This window comes from Staphylococcus sp. HMSC069D12 (genome assembly GCF_001810405.1).
GTDB lineage: Bacteria > Bacillota > Bacilli > Staphylococcales > Staphylococcaceae > Staphylococcus > Staphylococcus haemolyticus.
This window is the reverse complement of record NZ_KV801096.1, coordinates 63,194-82,084: the sequence shown is the minus strand read 5'-3', so window position 1 is coordinate 82,084 and position 18,891 is coordinate 63,194. Positions and strand designations below refer to the sequence as shown.

General features: G+C 31.7%; 17 protein-coding genes, 1 pseudogene and 1 riboswitch. Of the genes and pseudogenes, 7 read left to right on the top strand and 11 right to left on the bottom strand.

Annotated elements, in window-relative coordinates:
• Positions 1-26 precede the first annotated feature (26 nt).
• From dapB to HMPREF2737_RS02215, 5 genes are all read right to left on the bottom strand, one after another.
• Positions 27-752, bottom strand: coding sequence for a 4-hydroxy-tetrahydrodipicolinate reductase (gene dapB, locus HMPREF2737_RS02235; protein WP_037551407.1), 726 nt, complete (start codon positions 750-752; stop codon positions 27-29).
• The gene (gene dapA, locus HMPREF2737_RS02230; RefSeq protein ID WP_037551405.1) at positions 752-1,636 is read right to left on the bottom strand and encodes a 4-hydroxy-tetrahydrodipicolinate synthase; all 885 of its coding nucleotides are present in this window, start codon (positions 1,634-1,636) and stop codon (positions 752-754) included. The genes dapB and dapA overlap by 1 nt, the downstream gene beginning before the upstream one ends.
• Position 1,637: 1 nt before the next feature.
• Entirely contained in the window at positions 1,638-2,627 is a 990-nt protein-coding gene (locus HMPREF2737_RS02225; RefSeq protein ID WP_011275809.1) for an aspartate-semialdehyde dehydrogenase, read from the bottom strand.
• A 65-nt stretch (positions 2,628-2,692) separates the two neighbouring features.
• Entirely contained in the window at positions 2,693-3,895 is a 1,203-nt protein-coding gene (locus tag HMPREF2737_RS02220; RefSeq protein WP_037551404.1) for an aspartate kinase, read from the bottom strand.
• An 81-nt stretch (positions 3,896-3,976) separates the two neighbouring features.
• Positions 3,977-4,153, bottom strand: a riboswitch (Lysine riboswitch).
• A gap of 195 nt (positions 4,154-4,348) precedes the next feature.
• The gene (locus HMPREF2737_RS02215; RefSeq protein ID WP_037551403.1) at positions 4,349-5,953 is read right to left on the bottom strand and encodes an ABC-F family ATP-binding cassette domain-containing protein; all 1,605 of its coding nucleotides are present in this window, start codon (positions 5,951-5,953) and stop codon (positions 4,349-4,351) included.
• A 153-nt stretch (positions 5,954-6,106) separates the two neighbouring features.
• Here HMPREF2737_RS02215 and cvfB point away from each other — a divergent pair, with 153 nt between their 5' ends.
• The 6 genes from cvfB (at position 6,107) to phoU (ending at position 12,000) form a co-directional block, all read left to right on the top strand.
• Positions 6,107-7,006, top strand: coding sequence for an RNA-binding virulence regulatory protein CvfB (gene cvfB, locus HMPREF2737_RS02210; protein WP_037551402.1), 900 nt, complete (start codon positions 6,107-6,109; stop codon positions 7,004-7,006).
• Positions 7,007-7,375: 369 nt separating this feature from the next.
• Positions 7,376-8,326, top strand: a complete 951-nt coding sequence (locus HMPREF2737_RS02205; protein ID WP_037551398.1) for a PstS family phosphate ABC transporter substrate-binding protein — start codon at positions 7,376-7,378, stop codon at positions 8,324-8,326.
• A gap of 185 nt (positions 8,327-8,511) precedes the next feature.
• A complete protein-coding gene (gene pstC / locus HMPREF2737_RS02200) occupies positions 8,512-9,438 on the top strand; it encodes a phosphate ABC transporter permease subunit PstC (RefSeq protein WP_011275815.1) in 927 nt (308 codons plus the stop codon).
• Position 9,439: 1 nt separating this feature from the next.
• Positions 9,440-10,360, top strand: a complete 921-nt coding sequence (pstA, locus tag HMPREF2737_RS02195; protein ID WP_037551395.1) for a phosphate ABC transporter permease PstA — start codon at positions 9,440-9,442, stop codon at positions 10,358-10,360.
• A gap of 110 nt (positions 10,361-10,470) precedes the next feature.
• Positions 10,471-11,346 (top strand): phosphate ABC transporter ATP-binding protein PstB, encoded by an 876-nt coding sequence (pstB, locus tag HMPREF2737_RS02190; RefSeq protein ID WP_037551394.1) that lies wholly within the window; start codon positions 10,471-10,473, stop codon positions 11,344-11,346.
• A gap of 12 nt (positions 11,347-11,358) precedes the next feature.
• Positions 11,359-12,000, top strand: coding sequence for a phosphate signaling complex protein PhoU (phoU, locus tag HMPREF2737_RS02185; RefSeq protein WP_037551427.1), 642 nt, complete (start codon positions 11,359-11,361; stop codon positions 11,998-12,000).
• Between the two features lie 114 nt (positions 12,001-12,114).
• On the opposite strand, the gene pepF is transcribed toward phoU, so the two are convergent.
• The gene (pepF, locus tag HMPREF2737_RS02180) at positions 12,115-13,926 is read right to left on the bottom strand and encodes an oligoendopeptidase F (RefSeq protein ID WP_037551392.1); all 1,812 of its coding nucleotides are present in this window, start codon (positions 13,924-13,926) and stop codon (positions 12,115-12,117) included.
• A 170-nt stretch (positions 13,927-14,096) separates the two neighbouring features.
• Between pepF and HMPREF2737_RS02175 the strand changes: the two genes are divergently transcribed.
• Entirely contained in the window at positions 14,097-14,438 is a 342-nt protein-coding gene (locus HMPREF2737_RS02175; RefSeq protein WP_037537113.1) for a membrane protein, read from the top strand.
• A gap of 95 nt (positions 14,439-14,533) precedes the next feature.
• Here the strand turns inward: HMPREF2737_RS02175 and HMPREF2737_RS02170 are convergent.
• From HMPREF2737_RS02170 to HMPREF2737_RS02155, 5 genes and pseudogenes are all read right to left on the bottom strand, one after another.
• Positions 14,534-14,803: pseudogene (locus HMPREF2737_RS02170) on the bottom strand (transferrin-binding protein); the annotation flags it as partial.
• Between the two features lie 129 nt (positions 14,804-14,932).
• The gene (locus HMPREF2737_RS11715; RefSeq protein WP_226955319.1) at positions 14,933-15,187 is read right to left on the bottom strand and encodes a hypothetical protein; all 255 of its coding nucleotides are present in this window, start codon (positions 15,185-15,187) and stop codon (positions 14,933-14,935) included.
• Between the two features lie 15 nt (positions 15,188-15,202).
• Positions 15,203-15,445, bottom strand: a complete 243-nt coding sequence (locus tag HMPREF2737_RS11710; RefSeq protein WP_229664815.1) for an HAD hydrolase family protein — start codon at positions 15,443-15,445, stop codon at positions 15,203-15,205.
• Positions 15,446-16,296: 851 nt separating this feature from the next.
• Positions 16,297-17,556 (bottom strand): aminoacyltransferase, encoded by a 1,260-nt coding sequence (locus HMPREF2737_RS02160; protein ID WP_037551390.1) that lies wholly within the window; start codon positions 17,554-17,556, stop codon positions 16,297-16,299.
• A 27-nt stretch (positions 17,557-17,583) separates the two neighbouring features.
• Positions 17,584-18,837, bottom strand: coding sequence for an aminoacyltransferase (locus tag HMPREF2737_RS02155; protein ID WP_037551389.1), 1,254 nt, complete (start codon positions 18,835-18,837; stop codon positions 17,584-17,586).
• Positions 18,838-18,891: the final 54 nt, after the last annotated feature.

Below are 18,891 nucleotides of genomic sequence, written 5' to 3'. Positions count from 1 at the left end.
CCTTAATATTTTCTAGATTTTATATCTTATAAGTTGTCAAACGTGTAATAACCGCTAGATTGGTTTATTAATTTTTCAGCAGCAGTGATTGCTCCATTTGCAAAAATATCTTTAGACTGTGCTTTATGTGAGATTGTAATGGTTTCATCTGTTCCTGCAAATAATACATCATGTTCACCTACAATAGTCCCACCTCGAATAGAGTGAATGCCAACTTCATCTTTAGTGCGTTGTTCTGTATGTTCATGTCGATCATAAACTGGTGTGATATTTTGGCGTAAGTCTTTAATAACATCATATATTTTTACTAATGTACCACTAGGAGCATCTACTTTTTTATTATGATGTGCTTCAGTCAACTCGATATCATAATCTTGAAGAAGTGGTACAGCTGCTTCTAATATTTTAGTTAAAGCATGTACACCATAACTCATATTTGCACTAAAGAATATGGGCATGTTATGGCTTAATTCATTTAACTTTTCAACTAATTTTTCTTTTTCACCTGTAGTAGCTATAACTAAAGGTAATTGAAACTCTTCTTCAAGAAGTGGTAACAATAGATTAGGATTTGAAAAATCAATCGCTACATCCGCTTCATTTTGTGCATCAGCAATGTGATCATAGTGTGTATATGGTGTTGTCTCATTTTTTTGAGGTTCAATAACACCTATAATTTCATGACCTTTTTCCTCTGCTAAGCGAGCTACTCTTTGATTCATTGCACCGTAACCAATAAGTAAAATTTTCATTAAAGTTCACCTGCTTTAAACTGTTCAAATGCATTGATTAAGACTTTGGCATCTGCATCTTCTAACGGAAGAAGTGGTAAACGCAATTCATAATTACCAAAACCTAAATGACTTGTTAACGTTTTAATTGGAATAGGATTAACATCTACAGAAAGGGCATCTAATAATTTACTAATTGGTTCGAAATCGTTTGAAATATCTTGTCCACTTTGTTTAGCATCATATAAAGCTTGGAATTCTTTAGGAATTGCATTTGCAATAACTGAGATAACACCATTGCCACCTCTTTGATAAAATTCGACAACATTATCATCATTACCACTATATAAAGCGAATTCTTCTTGATTGATACGACTTTTAACGTCTTCATAATATTCAAAGTCATTTGTGGCATCTTTGATTGCAACAATATATTGGTTATGACTTAATGTTTCAACTGTCTCTGGTTCAATTGTCATATTTGTACGAGAAGGTACATTATATAGTACAACTGGCAATTCAACTTCATTCGCAATCGTTTCGAAGTGTTTAACTAAGCCACGTTGATTTGTTTTATTGTAGTAGGGGGTAATTAACATAATTGCATCTGCACCAAGTGCTTTAGCGCGTTGAGATGCTTGAATTGATTTGGCAGTATTATTCGTACCTGTACCTGCAATAATATTCACACGATGATTAACTTGCTTTATAACTGATTCCAATACTTGTTCTTTTTCTTCTTCAGTTAAAGTAGGGCTCTCAGCTGTAGTTCCATTAACGATAATTGCTTTTACACCATTGTCTAATAGGAAATCTACATGTCTCTCTAATGCATTATAATCAACTTCATTATTTGTGAATGGGGTAGCAAGTGCTACTCCCACACCTTCGAATAAATGTGGCATATTATCTAGCTCCTTTTAAATTGATTACTTGCTCTAATACTTGTACTGCATTCAATGCTGCACCTTTCAATAAATTGTCAGATGTGCACCAAACGTGGAATGTATTATCTAATGAGTCATCTCTACGGATACGGCCTACAAATACTTCATCTCTACCAGTAGAGTTAAGCGCCTGAGGATATTCATTTTTTTCAGGGTTATCAACTAATACAACACGTTCGTCTTTATCAAATAAATCTTTAATTTCCTGTACAGTTGCTTCCTTATCTAAAGTAACGTCAATTTCAACACTATGACTATCTTGTACTGGAACACGTGCACATGTTGCAGTTACTTTTAATTCAGGCTCATGTAAAATCTTGCGTGTTTCATCAATCATTTTTTGTTCTTCTTTTGTATATCCATCCTCTAAGAATACATCAATATGTGGTAATACATTATTATAAATAGGGTGAGGATACGCTTCTGGTTCTTTACCATTTGCACCTTCAGCTAAATCTCTTTTACCTTTAATACCTGAACCTGAAACAGCTTGATAAGTTGTATATGCAACACGTTTTAAACCAAATTGATCTTGTAATACTTTTAATGGTACTACTGATTGAATTGTAGAACAGTTAGGGTTGGCAATAATGCCGCGCTTAAATTCAGGTTGATTTACTTCAGGCACAATTAAGTCAATATCTTCAGTCATGCGCCATTGACTAGAGTTATCGATGACAATTGCACCTGCCTTTTCAAAGATTGGGGCGAATTGTGCACTTGTGCCACCACCGGCACTCATTAGAACGTAGTCAAATTTTTCACTTGCTGCTTCTTCTGTTAATTCTTGTACAACATACGTTTGGCCTTGAAATTGAACTTCTTTTCCTGCTGATCTAGCTGATGAGAATAATACTAACTCATCGAACTTGATGTTTTTGCGATCAATTGTTTCTAACATTTTTGTTCCAACTAAACCTGTTGCTCCGACTACTGCTAATCTTGTCATAAAAGTCACTCCAATATCATTTGTTTGAATTTTAAAAAAATTATTTATAAGTAGCATGTTGATGTTTAAATATCAAATGCATTGTATAATACTTCAACCGCTTTTTCCCCATTATCAGCATCTATCACATAAGAAATACTAATTTCAGATGTTGTAGTTTGATAGAATGGGATATTTGCATTAATTAAAGTAATGAAAGCCTTTGATGCAACGCCCGACATATCTCTCATACCCGAACCAATAAGCGAAATTTTAACGTATTCTTCATTAATTTTATAATCCAATGCGTTAAATGAAGAAGAAAGGTTACTCAAAATAGTTGAAATTTGTTGTACATCACTATCTTTAATAGAGAATGATAGCTGCAATCCTTCAACGTTAACTATTTGGGATATCATATCCACATTTACTGAACCTTCTTCTAATGCTGTGAACAATTGCGTTAAAAGACGATTATCAGGTAGGGGATAACTAATTGTAACGTGCATCATATGTTTATCTAATGCTACACCTGTTACAGCTTTTTTCTCTAATAAGTCTGCTCTTGACATAATCCATGTTCCTTTCTCATTTGATAAAGTTCTACCGAGATACAATGGGATATCATAGTTCTTAGCAAGTTCTACGCTTCGAGTTTCAAGTACGCCTGCACCTAATGCACTCATTTCCATCATTTCTTCATAAGAAACATAATCTAAACGTTTTGCCTTACTTAATATTCGAGGGTCAGTGGCATAAACGCCATCAACGTCAGTATATATTTCACATGGAATTTGATTACTTGCAGCAATTGCAACTGCCGTTGTATCTGATCCTCCACGTCCTAACGTTGTAAGTTCAAATGCATCATTAATACCTTGGAAACCAGCAACGACTAACACATCTTTGTCGGTGAATGCTTTATCAAATGTTTCTGGATTGATTTCAGCAATTCTGCTTTTTAAATGATGGCCAATCGTTTTAATACCTGCTTGATAACCAGTCATTGCTCTAGCATTAACACCGATATCATTTAACACCATGGATAAATATGATACCGTCTGTTGTTCACCGGTCGTTAAAAGTAGGGCGAGTTCCTCATCTTTAGGTGTAGCAGTAAGATTTGATACATTATCCATTAATTGATCTGTTGTTTTACCCATAGCACTAACAACTACAATTAATTGTTCACCGTCATCCACACGGTTCTTAAGCATTTCTGCAATATTTTTTATCTTTGTAAAATCAGCGACGGATGAACCACCGAACTTCAAAACACTTCGCTTCAAAACTTTACCTCCTAAAATATAGGGAGGCACACGCTATAAAAAAGAACAAGTTCGGAAGTGCGAACTTGTTCGTGATTTATATACAAGTGATGCACTCCATTATTAAATAATAATGACAAACTTTCAGCTCTTAACCACAAAGTCCAACAAATCATAGCTGCGATTATGATTCATTTCGGCATCGCACCCTTTCTATATTAGCTGTTGCAGACAGTTTATCTAATATATACTGATGATTGATGCGCCTCATCAATTTCTTATTCAATTGCTATGTTTTATATTATACATATGGCAATTGTGTCTGTAAACCGATAATTGTGATTTTTTGAAATAGACTGAAAAATTAGAAAGTACTTTTACCATATGTAAGCAAAGGTTTATGAAATGGGTAAAAAGATAGTAAAATACGCACTCCCCAATTTAGTAATAGGGAAGTGCGTATGTACTTATAGATTATTTTTGTAATACGCCAATCTCTTGTAAATATTCTTCATAAGGAACTTCTTTAGATAAACCACCTGATTGATTTAGATCAATCACACGATTTGCAATAGTATTGATAAATTCAAAGTCATAAGATGTAAAGATGATTGATCCTTTGAAAGAAGCTAATCCATCATTTACTGCTGTAATACTTTCTAAGTCAAGATGGTTAGTAGGTTCGTCTAATAGTAAAACATTGGCACTTGATAGCATCATTTTACTTAACATACAGCGAACTTTTTCACCACCAGAAAGTACACTAGCTTTCTTTTTAACTTCTTCACCACTAAATAACATTCGTCCTAAGAAACCACGTAAGAAAGTTTCTGTTTGTTCATCTTCAGGTGCATATTGACGTAACCAATCTACTAAATTCATGTCTACGCCTTCAAAGAACTCTGAGTTATCTTTAGGGAAGTAACTTAATGAAGTCGTTACACCCCATTTAAATGTACCTTCATCAGGCTCCATTTCACCAGCTAAAATTTTCAATAATGTAGTTTTTGCAATTTCACTATCTCCAATCAAAATTGCTTTATCATTAGGATTCATAGTGAATGAAATGTTATCAAGTACTTTTTCACCATCAATTGTTTTAGAAAGTCCTTGAACAGTTAATAAATCATTACCGATTTCACGTTCTGGTGTGAATTTAACATATGGATAACGTCTTGAAGATGGTTGTATATCATCTAATTCAATTTTTTCTAATTGTTTCTTACGACTTGTTGCCTGTTTAGATTTAGAGGCATTAGCTGAGAAACGTGCAATAAAGTCTTGTAACTCTTTAATTTTTTCTTCTTTTTTCTTATTTTGTTCTTGAGCCATTTTTTGAGCTAATTGACTAGATTGATACCAGAAATCATAGTTACCTACATATAATTTAATCTTACCGAAATCTAAATCAGCAATATGTGTACATACATTGTTTAAAAAGTGACGGTCATGAGATACCACGATGACAGTATTATCGAAGTTAATTAAGAAATCCTCTAACCAACTAATGGCAGGAATATCTAAACCATTGGTAGGCTCATCAAGTAAAAGTACATCAGGCTCACCAAATAAACTTTGAGCTAATAAGACTTTCACTTTTTGATTATTTTCCAATTCTGACATTTGCTTATCATGTAAATCAGCAGATATGCCTAAACCTGAAAGTAAAGAAGCAGCGTCAGCCTCTGCGTTCCAACCATTCATTTCGGCGAATTCACCTTCTAGTTCAGCGGCACGTATACCATCCTCATCACTGAAATCAGGTTTCATATAAATTTCATCTTTTTCTTTCATGACTTCATATAAGTGTTCGTGTCCTTTGATAACAACATCTAATACACGTTCTTCTTCATAGGCGAAGTGATCTTGTTTCAAAACAGCTAAACGTTCATCTTTACCCATTGAAACATGCCCTGTTTGAGAATCAATTTCTCCTGATAAAATTTTTAAAAACGTTGATTTACCAGCACCATTAGCACCGATAAGCCCATAACAATTTCCTTCAGTAAACTTAATATTTACATCTTCAAATAATTTACGATCGCCAAAACGTAAACTTACATCAGTTACTTGTAGCATGCATTTACTCCTTTATTTATCGTTTATCTAACGGAAAAATTATATCATATTCTTTATATAGTTTCGACCTAATGCAAAACTAAACACGTGAATGATAGTTTTTAGTATGCATGTTATAATAATGAAGAATACAAACCCTCGAAGGAGAATATTATGGCATTAGATAAAGATATTGTTGGTTCAATTGAATTTTTAGAAGTCATTGGCTTAGAAGGTTCTACATACCTTTTAAAAGGTCCTAATGGTGAACAAGTAAAATTAAATCAATCAGAAATCAATGATGAAGATGAATTAGAAACAGGTGAAGAATATAGTTTCTTCATATATCCAAATCGCTCAGGCGAATTATTTGCTACTCAAAACATGCCTGACATTACAAAAGATAAATATGATTTTGCAAAAGTGTTAAAAACAGACCGAGATGGTGCACGTGTAGATGTAGGTTTACCAAGAGAAGTGCTAATCCCATGGGAAGATTTACCAAAAGTAAAATCACTATGGCCACAAACTGGAGATTATGTATTAGTAACATTACGTATAGATAGAGAAAATCAAATGTTTGCTCGTCTTGCTAGTGAAACAATTGTAGAAAAAATGTTTACACCTGTATATGATGATGAAAAACAGAATGAACTGATTAAAGCTAGACCATATCGACTATTAAGAATTGGTAGTTTCTTATTATCGAAGGAAGGCTATAAAATCTTTGTGCATGAATCAGAGCGTAAAGAAGAACCCCGATTAGGTGAAGAAGTAGAAGTACGTGTTATTGGTCATAATAACAAAGGGGAACTCAATGGTTCATTTTTACCTTTAGCTCATGAACGTCTTGATGATGATGGTCAAGTAATATTCGATTTATTAGTAGAATATGAAGGTGAATTACCTTTTTGGGATAAATCAAGCCCAGAAACAATTAAAGAGGTGTTCAATATGAGTAAAGGCTCTTTTAAACGCGCAATAGGTCATTTATACAAACATAAAATTATTAATATTGAAACAGGCAAGATCTCTTTAACCAAAAAGGGTTGGAGTCGAGTAGAAGATAAATAATCATAAATATCAACATTTTCCTTCTATTAAAATAGTTGTTTAAATAGTACAAAATAATAACGTTAAAAATTAAATAATATTAAGTCAAAAATTAATTTAAAGTCATATTACTTATTCAAAGTAAAATACAACACTAACAATATATTTTACGCTTTCAGTCACCTTTACGGGAGTGATACAGCATTTCATTATGAATTCTGTATCACTCCCGTCTTTTTTATAGATAATTTTTATGAAAAATATTGATTTTCCTGCAATCTTAACAAAACCTTTACATTTAAACTATTTTATATTAACAAAAAGTATGTATCATAAACATTGTAAGAAATACATATAACATTTTGGGTTATCTATTAGGAGGATATTTTAATGAAAAAATGGCAATTAGTTGGTACAACTGTTTTAGGCGCTTCAGTATTATTAGGCGCATGTGGTGGTGGAGATAGCAGTGGAAGTGGTTCTGGAGATGGCAAAGACCTTAAAGGTGAAGCAAAAGGTGAAGGTTCATCAACAGTAGCTCCTATCGTTGAGAAATTAAACGAAAAATGGGCTAAAGATCATCCAAACGCTACTATTTCATCTGGTCAAGCAGGTACTGGTGCTGGTTTTGAAAAATTCATCGCTGGCGAAACTGATTTCTCACAAGCTTCTAGACCTATTAAAGATGAAGAAAAACAAAAATTAGAAGATAAAGACATTAAATATAAAGAACTCAAAATTGCACAAGATGGTGTAACTGTTGCAGTTAACAAAGACAACGACTTTGTTAAAGAATTATCTAAAGATCAATTAAAAAAAATCTACAACGGCGAAGCTAAAACTTGGAAAGATGTAAACTCTAGCTGGCCTGACAAAAAAATCAAAGCTTTCTCTCCAAACTCAAGTCACGGTACTTATGATTTCTTTGAAGAAGAAGTAATGAATAAAGAAGATATCAAAGCTGAGAAAAATGGAGACACTAACGTAATTGTTCAATCAGTAGAGAAAAACAAAGAAGGTATCGGTTACTTCGGTTATAACTTCTACGAACAAAACAAAGATAAATTAAAAGAAGTTAAAATCAAAGACGATAAAGGTAAAACAACTGAACCAACTAAGAAAACAATCAAAGACGGTTCATATGCTTTAAGTAGACCATTATTCTTATATGTTAAAGAAAAATCATTAAAAGATAATGATGTTATGAAAGAATTCATCAAATTCACATTAGAAGACAAAGGTAAATCTGCTGAAGATGCTGGTTATGTAGCTTCTCCAGAAAAAACTTACAAAGATGAACTTAAAGAATTAAAAAAATACGATAAAAAATCAGATAAATAATAATCATTATTAATATCAAAGGGCTGGGAATTATTCAAGGGGTATTACAAGGTAGCAACTCTGCTACCTTGTTCTCGAATATATGGGTGATTGTTAAAATGTTTTAGGTTAATTTGAACTCATTGTTTACCTGATAATTTCTAGCGCTTTTTTAAATTTATTGGGAGAAAAAGAGAGGGTTATATATGGCATCGGAAACTAATGTTAGAGACTTGATAGCTAAAAATAACGCTAAAAAGGGCGGTTTCAGTGATAAAATCGTACCTATTATTTTAGGAATTATAGCTGCAATCTCAATTTTAACTACAATTGGTATTCTTTTCACTTTGATAACTGAGACAATAACATTCTTCACACGCGTATCTATTGTTGAATTTTTATTCACTAAAGACTGGAACCCAACTGGTTCTGATCCTAAATATGGTATTTGGGCTTTAGTTATTGGTACGTTGAAAATTACAGTAATTGCAACTATCGTCGCAGTTCCAATTGGATTAGGTGCTGCAATTTACTTAAGTGAATACGCAAGTGACAAAGCAAGACGTATTATTAAACCAATTCTTGAAATTTTAGCAGGTATTCCAACAATTGTATTTGGTTTCTTTGCTTTAACTTTTGTAACACCTGTATTAAGAACAATAATTCCAGCACTTGATAGTTTCAACTCTGTCAGTCCAGGAATTGTAGTAGGTATCATGATTGTTCCAGTAATTACAAGTATGAGTGAAGATGCAATGGCATCTGTTCCTAACAAAATTCGTGAGGGTGCTTATGGTTTAGGTTCAACAAAATTTGAAGTTGCTACTAAAGTAGTATTACCAGCCGCAGCTTCAGGTGTTGTAGCTTCAATCGTATTAGGTATTTCAAGAGCGATCGGTGAAACTATGATTGTTTCATTAGCTGCAGGTAGTTCACCAACAGCTTCATTAAACTTAACGAATTCAATTCAAACTATGACTGGTTATATTGTTGAAGTTGCAACTGGAGATGCTACATTCGGTTCTGATATGTACTACAGTATTTATGCAGTAGGTTTCACATTATTTATTTTCACATTGATAATGAACTTAATTTCTTATTGGATTTCGAAACGCTTCAGAGAGGAGTATTAATATGACAGCTACTACAAATCCTAAAGCTAAATCACTAATTGACCAAAACAAAGTAGAAAAAAATATCTCAAATCGTGGTAAAACAAATAAATTAAATAAATGGTTATTCTTTACATGTATTGTAATAGCTTTATTAGTACTTGCAGCATTATTGATACAAACATTTGTTAAAGGTGTTGGCTATCTTACACCAGATTTCTTTACAAATTTCTCTTCTTCTACACCTTCACAAGCAGGTATTAAAGGTGCGTTAGCAGGGACAATTTGGTTAATGATAAGTATTATCCCAATCTCTATCGTTCTTGGTGTAGGTACAGCGATTTATTTAGAAGAATACGCTAAAGACAATTTCTTTACTAGTTTCGTTAAAATTAGTATTTCTAACTTAGCTGGTGTACCTTCTATCGTATTCGGTTTACTTGGATTAACATTATTCGTTCGTGGTGGCGGTATTCAAGCATTAGCATTAGGAAATAGCGTTATTGCTGCCGCTTTAACAATGTCATTGTTAATTCTACCGATTATTATCGTATCAAGTCAGGAGGCAATCAGAGCAGTTCCTAATTCTGTTCGCGAAGCTTCTTATGGCTTAGGTGCAAATAAATGGCAAACTATTCGTCGTGTCGTATTACCGGCTGCTTTACCTGGTATTTTGACTGGATTCATCTTATCACTATCACGCGCATTAGGAGAAACAGCACCATTAATCTTAATTGGTATACCAACTATTCTATTAGCAACACCAACAAGCATTATGTCTATGTTCACAGCATTACCAACTCAAATTTACACTTGGGCTAAAATGCCTCAAGCTGAATTCCAAAATGTTGCATCAGCAGCAATTATTATATTACTTGTAATCTTATTACTAATGAACGCAGTAGCCATTTTCTTACGTAACAAGTTCTCTAGAAAATATTAATCCAATCAAATACAACATAATTTAGGGAGTGAAGGTTGAATCGATAATATCATGTTTTTAATAGAGCATAACTATCGTTTCAATCCTACAGATATAAAGGAGTTTTAATTATGGCAAATACAAATGTTAAAGATAAAGAGTTAGCAAAACATACTGATCAATCTCAAGAATCAATTTCAACAGTAGTTTCATCAAATGAAGTTAAACACAATAAAGAATCAGATAGCAATAAAAAAGTAGTTTATTCAACACAAAACTTAGATTTATGGTACGGAGATACACATGCGTTACAAAACATTAATTTAGATATTTTAGAAAATAATGTAACTGCTATTATTGGACCATCTGGTTGTGGTAAATCAACTTATATTAAAACATTAAATCGTATGGTAGAATTAGTACCTTCAGTAAAAACTGCTGGTAAAATTCTATACCGTGACCAAAATATTTTTGATGAAAACTATTCTAAAGAAAAATTAAGAACAAATGTAGGTATGGTATTCCAACAACCAAACCCATTCCCAAAATCAATTTACGATAATATCACTTATGGTCCTAAAACTCACGGTATTAAAGATAAAAAATTATTAGATGAAATCGTAGAAAAATCATTACGTGGCGCGGCAATTTGGGATGAATTAAAAGATAGATTACACACAAACGCTTACGGTTTATCTGGTGGGCAACAACAACGTGTTTGTATTGCTAGATGTTTAGCTATTGAACCAGATGTTATTTTAATGGACGAGCCTACATCAGCTTTAGACCCAATCTCTACATTAAGAGTTGAAGAACTTGTTCAAGAATTAAAAGAAAATTACTCTATTATTATGGTTACACACAACATGCAACAAGCTGCACGTGTATCTGATAAAACTGCATTCTTCCTTAATGGTTATGTTAACGAATACGACGACACTGATAAAATCTTCTCTAATCCTTCTGATAAACAAACAGAAGACTACATCTCAGGACGTTTTGGTTAATATTCTATAATGATGACCATTATTAGACATAAATACGAAGGTCAATTAGGTGAATTAATTAAGGATATTCGTCACCTTGGTCTTCGTGTTTATTTTAATCTCGAACATGCATTAGTGTCGTTAAGTGAAGAGGATAAAAATTTCGCAAGACAAGTCATTGAGAATGATAAAATAATCAATAACTTAGATTATGATATTAATGAAAAAGTTATTATGTTAATTACAAAGCAACAACCTATTGCTACAGATTTAAGAATGATGATGGCAGCTTTAAAAATTTCCACAGACTTTGAACGCATGGGAGATAACGCAGCACATATAGCGCATATTCGTCTTCGAGTAAAGATTACAGATCACTATGTATTGACTCGATTAAAAACGATGGGGAAATTAGCAATGCTAATGTTGCAAGATCTTAATACAGCTACGAAACAAGAGGATATAACGTTAATTAAAGAAATTATTGAGCGTGATAAAGATATTGATGATCTTTATGCAAATATAGTTAACACAACATATTTAATAGATAATGACCCTTTTGTAGCTGGCCAAGCACATTTAGCTGCACGAAATCTTGAAAGAGTTGGAGACCATGTTAGAAATATTGCAGAGAGCGTTTATTATTTCTATACTGGTGAACATTATGAAAAATAATATAGTATCAAATCCTAAATAACCCAAAATCAAACAATTAAACCCTGATAAGACTGATTAAATCAGTTATTATCAGGGTTTTACTATTAATCAAAATATATATACATAGTTTAATTAGTCTTGTTGCTCAATTTCATCTGTTAATTGTTCCGCTTCATTAACTAAATCAGAGATATATTTAATAGTAGCTTTAAGTGGTGCATCAGTAGTAATATCAACTCCTGCAATTTTTGCTAATTCAATAGGAGATTGACTTCCACCTGCTTTTAAAGTTTCAAGCCATGCATCTACAGCTGGTTGTCCTTCTTGTTTAATTTTTTGTGAAACGACCGTACCAATTGTTAAACCAGCAGAATAAGTGTAAGGGTATAATCCCATATAGTAATGTGGTTGACGCATCCATGTTAATTCAGTTCCATCTGTTAATTCAACAGCATCGCCAAAGAATTGTTCATAAACGTCTCTCATAATCTTATTAAGCACGGGTGCTGTAAGTGACTCACCATTATCAACTTTGCGATATACTTCACGTTGGTAAGCAGCTTCTAACAAGTGAGTTACCATATTATGATAATATGTGCGTGATAAAATAGATCCAATTACCCAACGTTTAAATTTAGGATCTTTACTGTTACTGAATAGATAATTTGCCATTAACATTTCATTCATGGTAGATGGTGCTTCTACAAAGTACATTGAAGCTTCAGAATCTAATAAATTTTGATGTTGTTGTGCCAATGTAAAATGACCTGCATGTCCCAATTCGTGTGCTAGTACAAACGTTTCAGTCATCTTTCCAGTCCATGAAATGAATACATATGAATGTGTATAATAAGGACTAGCACAGTAAGCACCTGTGTCTTTTCCTTTATTTTGTGCAAAATCTATCCAACGATCACTATATGCTTGCTCAATCATTTGTATATAATCTTCGCCCAGTACATTTAAAGCACCATGAATATATTGTTTAGAATCTTCGATTGATATTTCAGGTTCATAGCTTGGATCAACAGAAACCTTTAAATCCTCAAAGCGCATTTTATTTAAACCGTGTATACGTTGTAATAATTTAGCATATTTTTGCATTACAGGTGCTAAATCACTCATAATTACGTCGATTTGTCTGTCATACATTTCTCGTGTAACTTCTTGATCATGTAATAAATAGTCTATGACAGAATCATATCCTCTTAAGTCAGCCTCAATTTTTTCTTGTTGCACATGTTGATTGTAAGTCGCAGCAGTAGTATGTTGATATTTTTTCAGAGCATCACTAAAGCTTTTAAAACTTTTTTGTCTAAATTCTGGATCAGCATTATCCTCGTATTCATTTTCAAATGTTGCGTAATCCATAGGGTATGTCACATTGTTATGTTCAAATGATTCGAAGACAATATCAAGCATTTTCGTTGTGCCATATAATTCATATGCACTTTGAAAAGTAGGCGATAAACTCGCCATTACTTGTTCCACTTCAGGTGACAATTGATATGGCTTACTTTCAATTAATTTCTCTAAGTAGTGAGGCACATCAGATTCTTCTATTGCTTCTTTAATAATCTCTTCAGATAACATTAATATTTCAGATTCTACAAAGGATAACTGACTTGAAATCTTACCATAATTTGTCGATAACTTTGCGCTTAATGTTTGTGCATCAGTATTAGAAGTATCAACACTTAGTCTTAGTTCCACATAATTACCAAGACGATCAAGTTGAATAAGAATATTTTCAAATTCTGATAATACTTTTTTTATCATCTTAGCATCTGAAATTTTCCCTTTATATTGTTGATTAATTGACTTCGCTTGATTTAGTACATTATCTAAAGCGTCATAAAATTGTTCATCACTATCAAACAAATCATTTAAATTCCATTTTTCTAGTTCTGGAACATCTTTTCTAAATGGTAAACCTGACGTCATAAATTCCACTCCCTTAAAAATCATTTCACAATCATTATACACAATATCATTTTCAAACTCATTATTAAGCCTCAAGGTCGAGTTATGCTTATAGGCAAAGGGGTATAATTTAATTACATATTATTGTATAGTATTTAAAAGAAAGATCTTTATTATGATAGGAGATATACATGACTATTTTTGATATGCCGAACTATTTATGGATTACAATAGTTGCAATGATAATTTTAACTGTCTTCTGTGCTTTAGTACTTAAGAAATGGTTTGTATCCGCAGTAATTACATTTGTTGCGTTAGCTGTCTTAGCATTTTTTATTCCTAATTTTTATGACATCTCATTTCAACCATTACTAGGATATGCTGCTTTTCTAGCCATTATCAGTTTAATTATCAGCTTTTTATTATGGTATTTCACAAGAAATTGGCGTCGTGAACGTAAAAAGAAACAACTAGAAAAAGAAATTCGTAAATATGAAGATGATGACGAAACAATCCGTCGTCGTAGAAGATAATAAAAAAAGCATTTGAAACGTATATGCATACTTGCATGTTAAAATGTTTCAAACGCTTTTTTCTATTCTAAAGTGAGGGGATTAAAAGCACTTCACTAATTATTTTTAAAAGCTTTTTCAATTTTGTCTAATTGCTCAATGGTAGTTTCAATTCCACCCTCAGAAAAATATCATGCGTTAGATTCAAATTGATATACTTGTTTGTTCTTAATAGCTTTTAAATTTTTTATAAGGTCGTTATTTAATGTAGAAGGTAACGACTTATCATTTACTTTTTGAATACGATCAATTACAAATAGTTTATCTGGGTTTACTTTGTTTAAATACTCATAAGTAATAGAATTTCCAGCAGAACTAGCTTTCATTATAAATGTAGCTATTTTAGTAATCTTTGCTTAATTCATCTAAAGATAAACATAGCGCTTCCGTATTTGCATAAATACAACGGATATTTTTATTATTTTTTAAAATAGATGCATCCATTGATTCATTATTTACAAAATAACCAACTGAAGACTAGGTGCATTGATAGCTAGATATGTTACAACTTCGTCAAAGTCTTTTTCATCTATGTTCAATAAAATCGTCTTAATAGGTGAAGTAATCTCATTAATAGTTAATTTTTGTGCTAATAGTTGAGGATCTAGGCGTTTATAAATTGTATTTGTAGCATCAACACGTGCTGCATAATTCCAATCATCATCAACAATGTGATTCAAGTTATATTGATTAATGACATATTTTATCACATTAAATGATTCAGACTAAATAGTTGCAAGTGTCTTTATACGACCATTAATTGAGATAATGGAACCATTACCACCAATAAGTACAAATTTATGAAATTTATTAGGTAGTACAGGTAATAAATCACGAATTGGTCTAGCTGAAGCAAAAATAATTTTATGTCCTATATTATGTAAACTAAAAAGTTGGTCGGTAATTTTACAGTCAATTTGACGACCATCAAAGCAAATTATTCCATCAATATCCAACACGATATTCATACCTAACTCCTTTATATATTAGTATATTTAGAGTTAAGCATAAATAACTATATATAGCCAGATATTTAAATGAATTATTGCTGCTGAATAGATAGTAAATGTATATATAATCAGACATAGTAGGTAGTAAGATAGGTCCCCTGAGTTACCATGGATAACTTCCTATAATATATATTATGTAAACTAAAATGAAGCACAAATAATTATCTACATAAAACCTTTAAATTAATACGCTGTCAGGACGATTTCTGAACATGTTTTATTATTGTTACGTATGATTGATTGTTATCTTACAATATTTAGCTTAAATAATTTGTTCATCCTAAGTTAATTAATTTAAAACCCATAAATACACATGGTTATATATATGTCTATACGTTTAGAGATATTAATCCTATAATAATGTGTTTAATCTTTGTCAAATCTAATTGTTAACTAATTTAAGTACTACAACAATTATTAATATCATCTACATAAAGCGAGTCATCAAGAACTCTTATTATATAGACTTAAGTAAATGTAATAATCTCAATTTTAGATATTAGGTTTAGTTATTACATTTGAATGAATCGTAACTTTTTCGTATTAATCTTGGTATCTATTTATATAAATTGTTAGTCTTAACTAAATTTGCTAAAGAATAATAATGTAAACATTTTAAATTTAACAAAATAAATTTATTTTGTAATATTATTGCTAAAAATCAGACGTGTGGTAATATTAAATTGTAGGGGGCAACATGAAAATCAACTTAGAATTTACCTACACTGTATTGTAACTTGTCTCTATCACGAGTTACGATAAAAAAAGGCTGTGACATCCACCATGTCACAGCCTTTAATAACATCAATTTATTTTTTTACTTTTTTGCGAATTGTATTAAGTGTATTAAACAACCAATATTTAACCTTGTTTATAGGTTTATAGAAGTCTCCGATTAGCTCTTCAATGTAAACATTAAATCCTCTTTTAAAGCGATAAACACCATAATCTTCACTGTTCTCTGTAAAATCACCAGATAAACCATAAAAATTATATCGATCATATCCATGTTCGAAGCAATAGTTCATCATATGCCAATGCATCATATATGGTCCCATATAATTATTATATTTTTCAGATGAACCTCCAGAGAAGTAATTCACTTCATATGAATTTGCAAAGAAAATTCCTGATGCCAAATTCAAGATTTGGCCATCTGTCTGACGTAATTCGCTTGCTTGTAAGAGTTCTTTTTTATCGTGTTCAATTTGCTTATCTAATTCTGCAATTTTTCTAAGTTGTTTATCATTTTTATTTTCTTTTGCCATCATTTGATCACGACGGTTTTCTTTATCATTTAAAGCGTCTTGCAATGATTTTATGTATTCATCTAAATCAATATATGCAAGTGGAACAAGCACTTTATCTCCATAAGTATCAAAGAAGTTATAGAAATATTCGTCTGTTTTTGATACGAAACCTGTTCTTGCTTCTGTTTCACGGTATAAATCTAAGAATATATGAAACTCATCTCTACCAAGGAATCTTACTTTTACCCCGTAGTTTATCGCTTTATTAATATTTCTTTTACGTTGGCTATCAAATTGTTTTCTTAATGATGCAGGTGTTTCCCCTTTTAGAAAGCTAACACCCATCCATCTTGCTTGACTTGATGTGTCATATTCAGTAGTGAATCCATGGTGTTCATATCCATGTGATTTAAATAAATTAACTACAGCATCATTTTTCTCTCTATCTTCAAGTGGATTAATATCTTTATCATAAATTTGATAAATCCAATATGGATCAATTTTAACGTATAAGCATTGGTGTTGATGTAAATACTTTTCTAATTCACGTAAATAAAAATCAACTAAGCCTAAATCAGAATAATCCATTACTGGGCCTCGATTTGAGTAATATACATAGCTTCCCATGGTCGGAATTTTAGAGAAAAGACTAGCAGCTAGTACTTTATTGCTTTCATCTTTTACACCTAGTAACACTACTTCAAAGCCATCATTTTCACGTGTTTGAATATTCTCTTTCATTTGGAAGTAATGGCTTTCTAATGATGGGTTTTGTACAAAGTTTTCGAATTCTTTAACTGTTAACTCTGTAAATTTCATATTCGTCTATTCCCCTCTTAATTAAATCTATTTTTTAATCTTTTTGAGTGTCTTATACACTGAATACATAGGTTTGTTAATAGGTTTCACAAAGTCTCCAACATACTCAATTACGTCTGCATTGAAACCTTTTTTAAATTTAATGACTCCAACATCTTCAGCGTCTTCACTGAAATCACCGCTAATACCATAGAAATTGTATCTATCAATACCATGATCAATTGCATAGTTAATCATTGTCCATTGAACAGCATAACTGCCTGCAAAATGTCTATATTTATTAGAAGTTCCACCTGCATAATAAACAACTTCAAATGGATTAATAAAGAAGAAACCTGCTGAAATTGGTAATTCATTACCATGTTTGGCTTGTAATTTTTTAGCCTCGTCTAATTTTTGTTGATTGGCATCTAATTGTTTTTCAAGATTTTCTTTTTTATTAAATGCCTTTTTATTGTCTGGTCGTTTTTCAATATCTTTTAAAGCTTTATTAACATCTTTATTTAAAGTTTCACGTTCATTTTGTAATTCTTCGATGTACTCATCAAACTTAATATAAGCTAGTGGTACAAGCACGCGATCTTTGAAATGTCTATAGCGATTATAATAGAAACTATCATCTCTATCTTGGAATTCTTTCGTTTCGGTTGTATCTTCCATAAATGAACGGAAGATTGGAAGTTCTTCTTCTGATAAGAACTTAACTTTCACACCATTTTTTTGAACTTTTTTAGTATTACGTTTACGTAGACTATCCATTCCATTTAATATATCTTTAGATGTTTTATTTTTTAAATCTAAAACAGAATGATATCGGATTTGTTTAATCGGATCAAAACCTTTATTAAAGCCTTCATGTTCAAATCCGAGATGCTTCATCTTATCAAAGAACCAATCATTACCAGCATTACCTGTAATTTCACCATTATGATTTAAGTATTGGTATGGTAAATAAGGGTCAACTCGAACATAAAGACAATTATGCTGTTTTAAATACTTTGTTAACTCATTAAAGAAAAAGTGAACGAGCTCTCTATTATCATAATCAATTACAGGTCCTCGGTTAGAATAAAAGTACTTGAAAAATCTCATGACTGGTACTGCTATCAACATGCAGGCTGCAATGACCTCATTTTCTTTATTTTTTATACCAACTAAGTGAGTTTCTGTTTTATTTGCAACTTTCATCTCATAGTTTTCAGTCATTTGTGTGAAATGACTATATGGCATCTTATCTGTATAATTGCCAAACTCTGCAGCTGTTAAATTTGTAAACTTCATTATTTATTGCTCCTACTTCAAAGAATCTTTATCTACTTTTTAGTTCAAAATTTA

Excerpts from the sequence above, each read along its gene's own strand:
- HMPREF2737_RS02160 (WP_037551390.1), bottom strand. The coding sequence starts at position 17,556 with ATGAAATTTACAGAGTTAACAGTTAAAGAATTCGAAAACTTTGTACAA.
- HMPREF2737_RS02155 (WP_037551389.1), bottom strand. The coding sequence starts at position 18,837 with ATGAAGTTTACAAATTTAACAGCTGCAGAGTTTGGCAATTATACAGAT.
- pepF (WP_037551392.1), bottom strand. The coding sequence starts at position 13,926 with ATGACGTCAGGTTTACCATTTAGAAAAGATGTTCCAGAACTAGAAAAA.
- dapA (WP_037551405.1), bottom strand. The coding sequence starts at position 1,636 with ATGCCACATTTATTCGAAGGTGTGGGAGTAGCACTTGCTACCCCATTC.
- HMPREF2737_RS02215 (WP_037551403.1), bottom strand. The coding sequence starts at position 5,953 with ATGCTACAAGTAACTGATGTAAGTTTACGTTTTGGCGATCGTAAATTA.
- HMPREF2737_RS02205 (WP_037551398.1), top strand. The coding sequence starts at position 7,376 with ATGAAAAAATGGCAATTAGTTGGTACAACTGTTTTAGGCGCTTCAGTA.
- phoU (WP_037551427.1), top strand. The coding sequence starts at position 11,359 with ATGACCATTATTAGACATAAATACGAAGGTCAATTAGGTGAATTAATT.
- HMPREF2737_RS02175 (WP_037537113.1), top strand. The coding sequence starts at position 14,097 with ATGACTATTTTTGATATGCCGAACTATTTATGGATTACAATAGTTGCA.
- HMPREF2737_RS02225 (WP_011275809.1), bottom strand. The coding sequence starts at position 2,627 with ATGACAAGATTAGCAGTAGTCGGAGCAACAGGTTTAGTTGGAACAAAA.
- pstC (WP_011275815.1), top strand. The coding sequence starts at position 8,512 with ATGGCATCGGAAACTAATGTTAGAGACTTGATAGCTAAAAATAACGCT.
- cvfB (WP_037551402.1), top strand. The coding sequence starts at position 6,107 with ATGGCATTAGATAAAGATATTGTTGGTTCAATTGAATTTTTAGAAGTC.
- pstA (WP_037551395.1), top strand. The coding sequence starts at position 9,440 with ATGACAGCTACTACAAATCCTAAAGCTAAATCACTAATTGACCAAAAC.
- pstB (WP_037551394.1), top strand. The coding sequence starts at position 10,471 with ATGGCAAATACAAATGTTAAAGATAAAGAGTTAGCAAAACATACTGAT.
- dapB (WP_037551407.1), bottom strand. The coding sequence starts at position 752 with ATGAAAATTTTACTTATTGGTTACGGTGCAATGAATCAAAGAGTAGCT.
- HMPREF2737_RS11710 (WP_229664815.1), bottom strand. The coding sequence starts at position 15,445 with ATGAATATCGTGTTGGATATTGATGGAATAATTTGCTTTGATGGTCGT.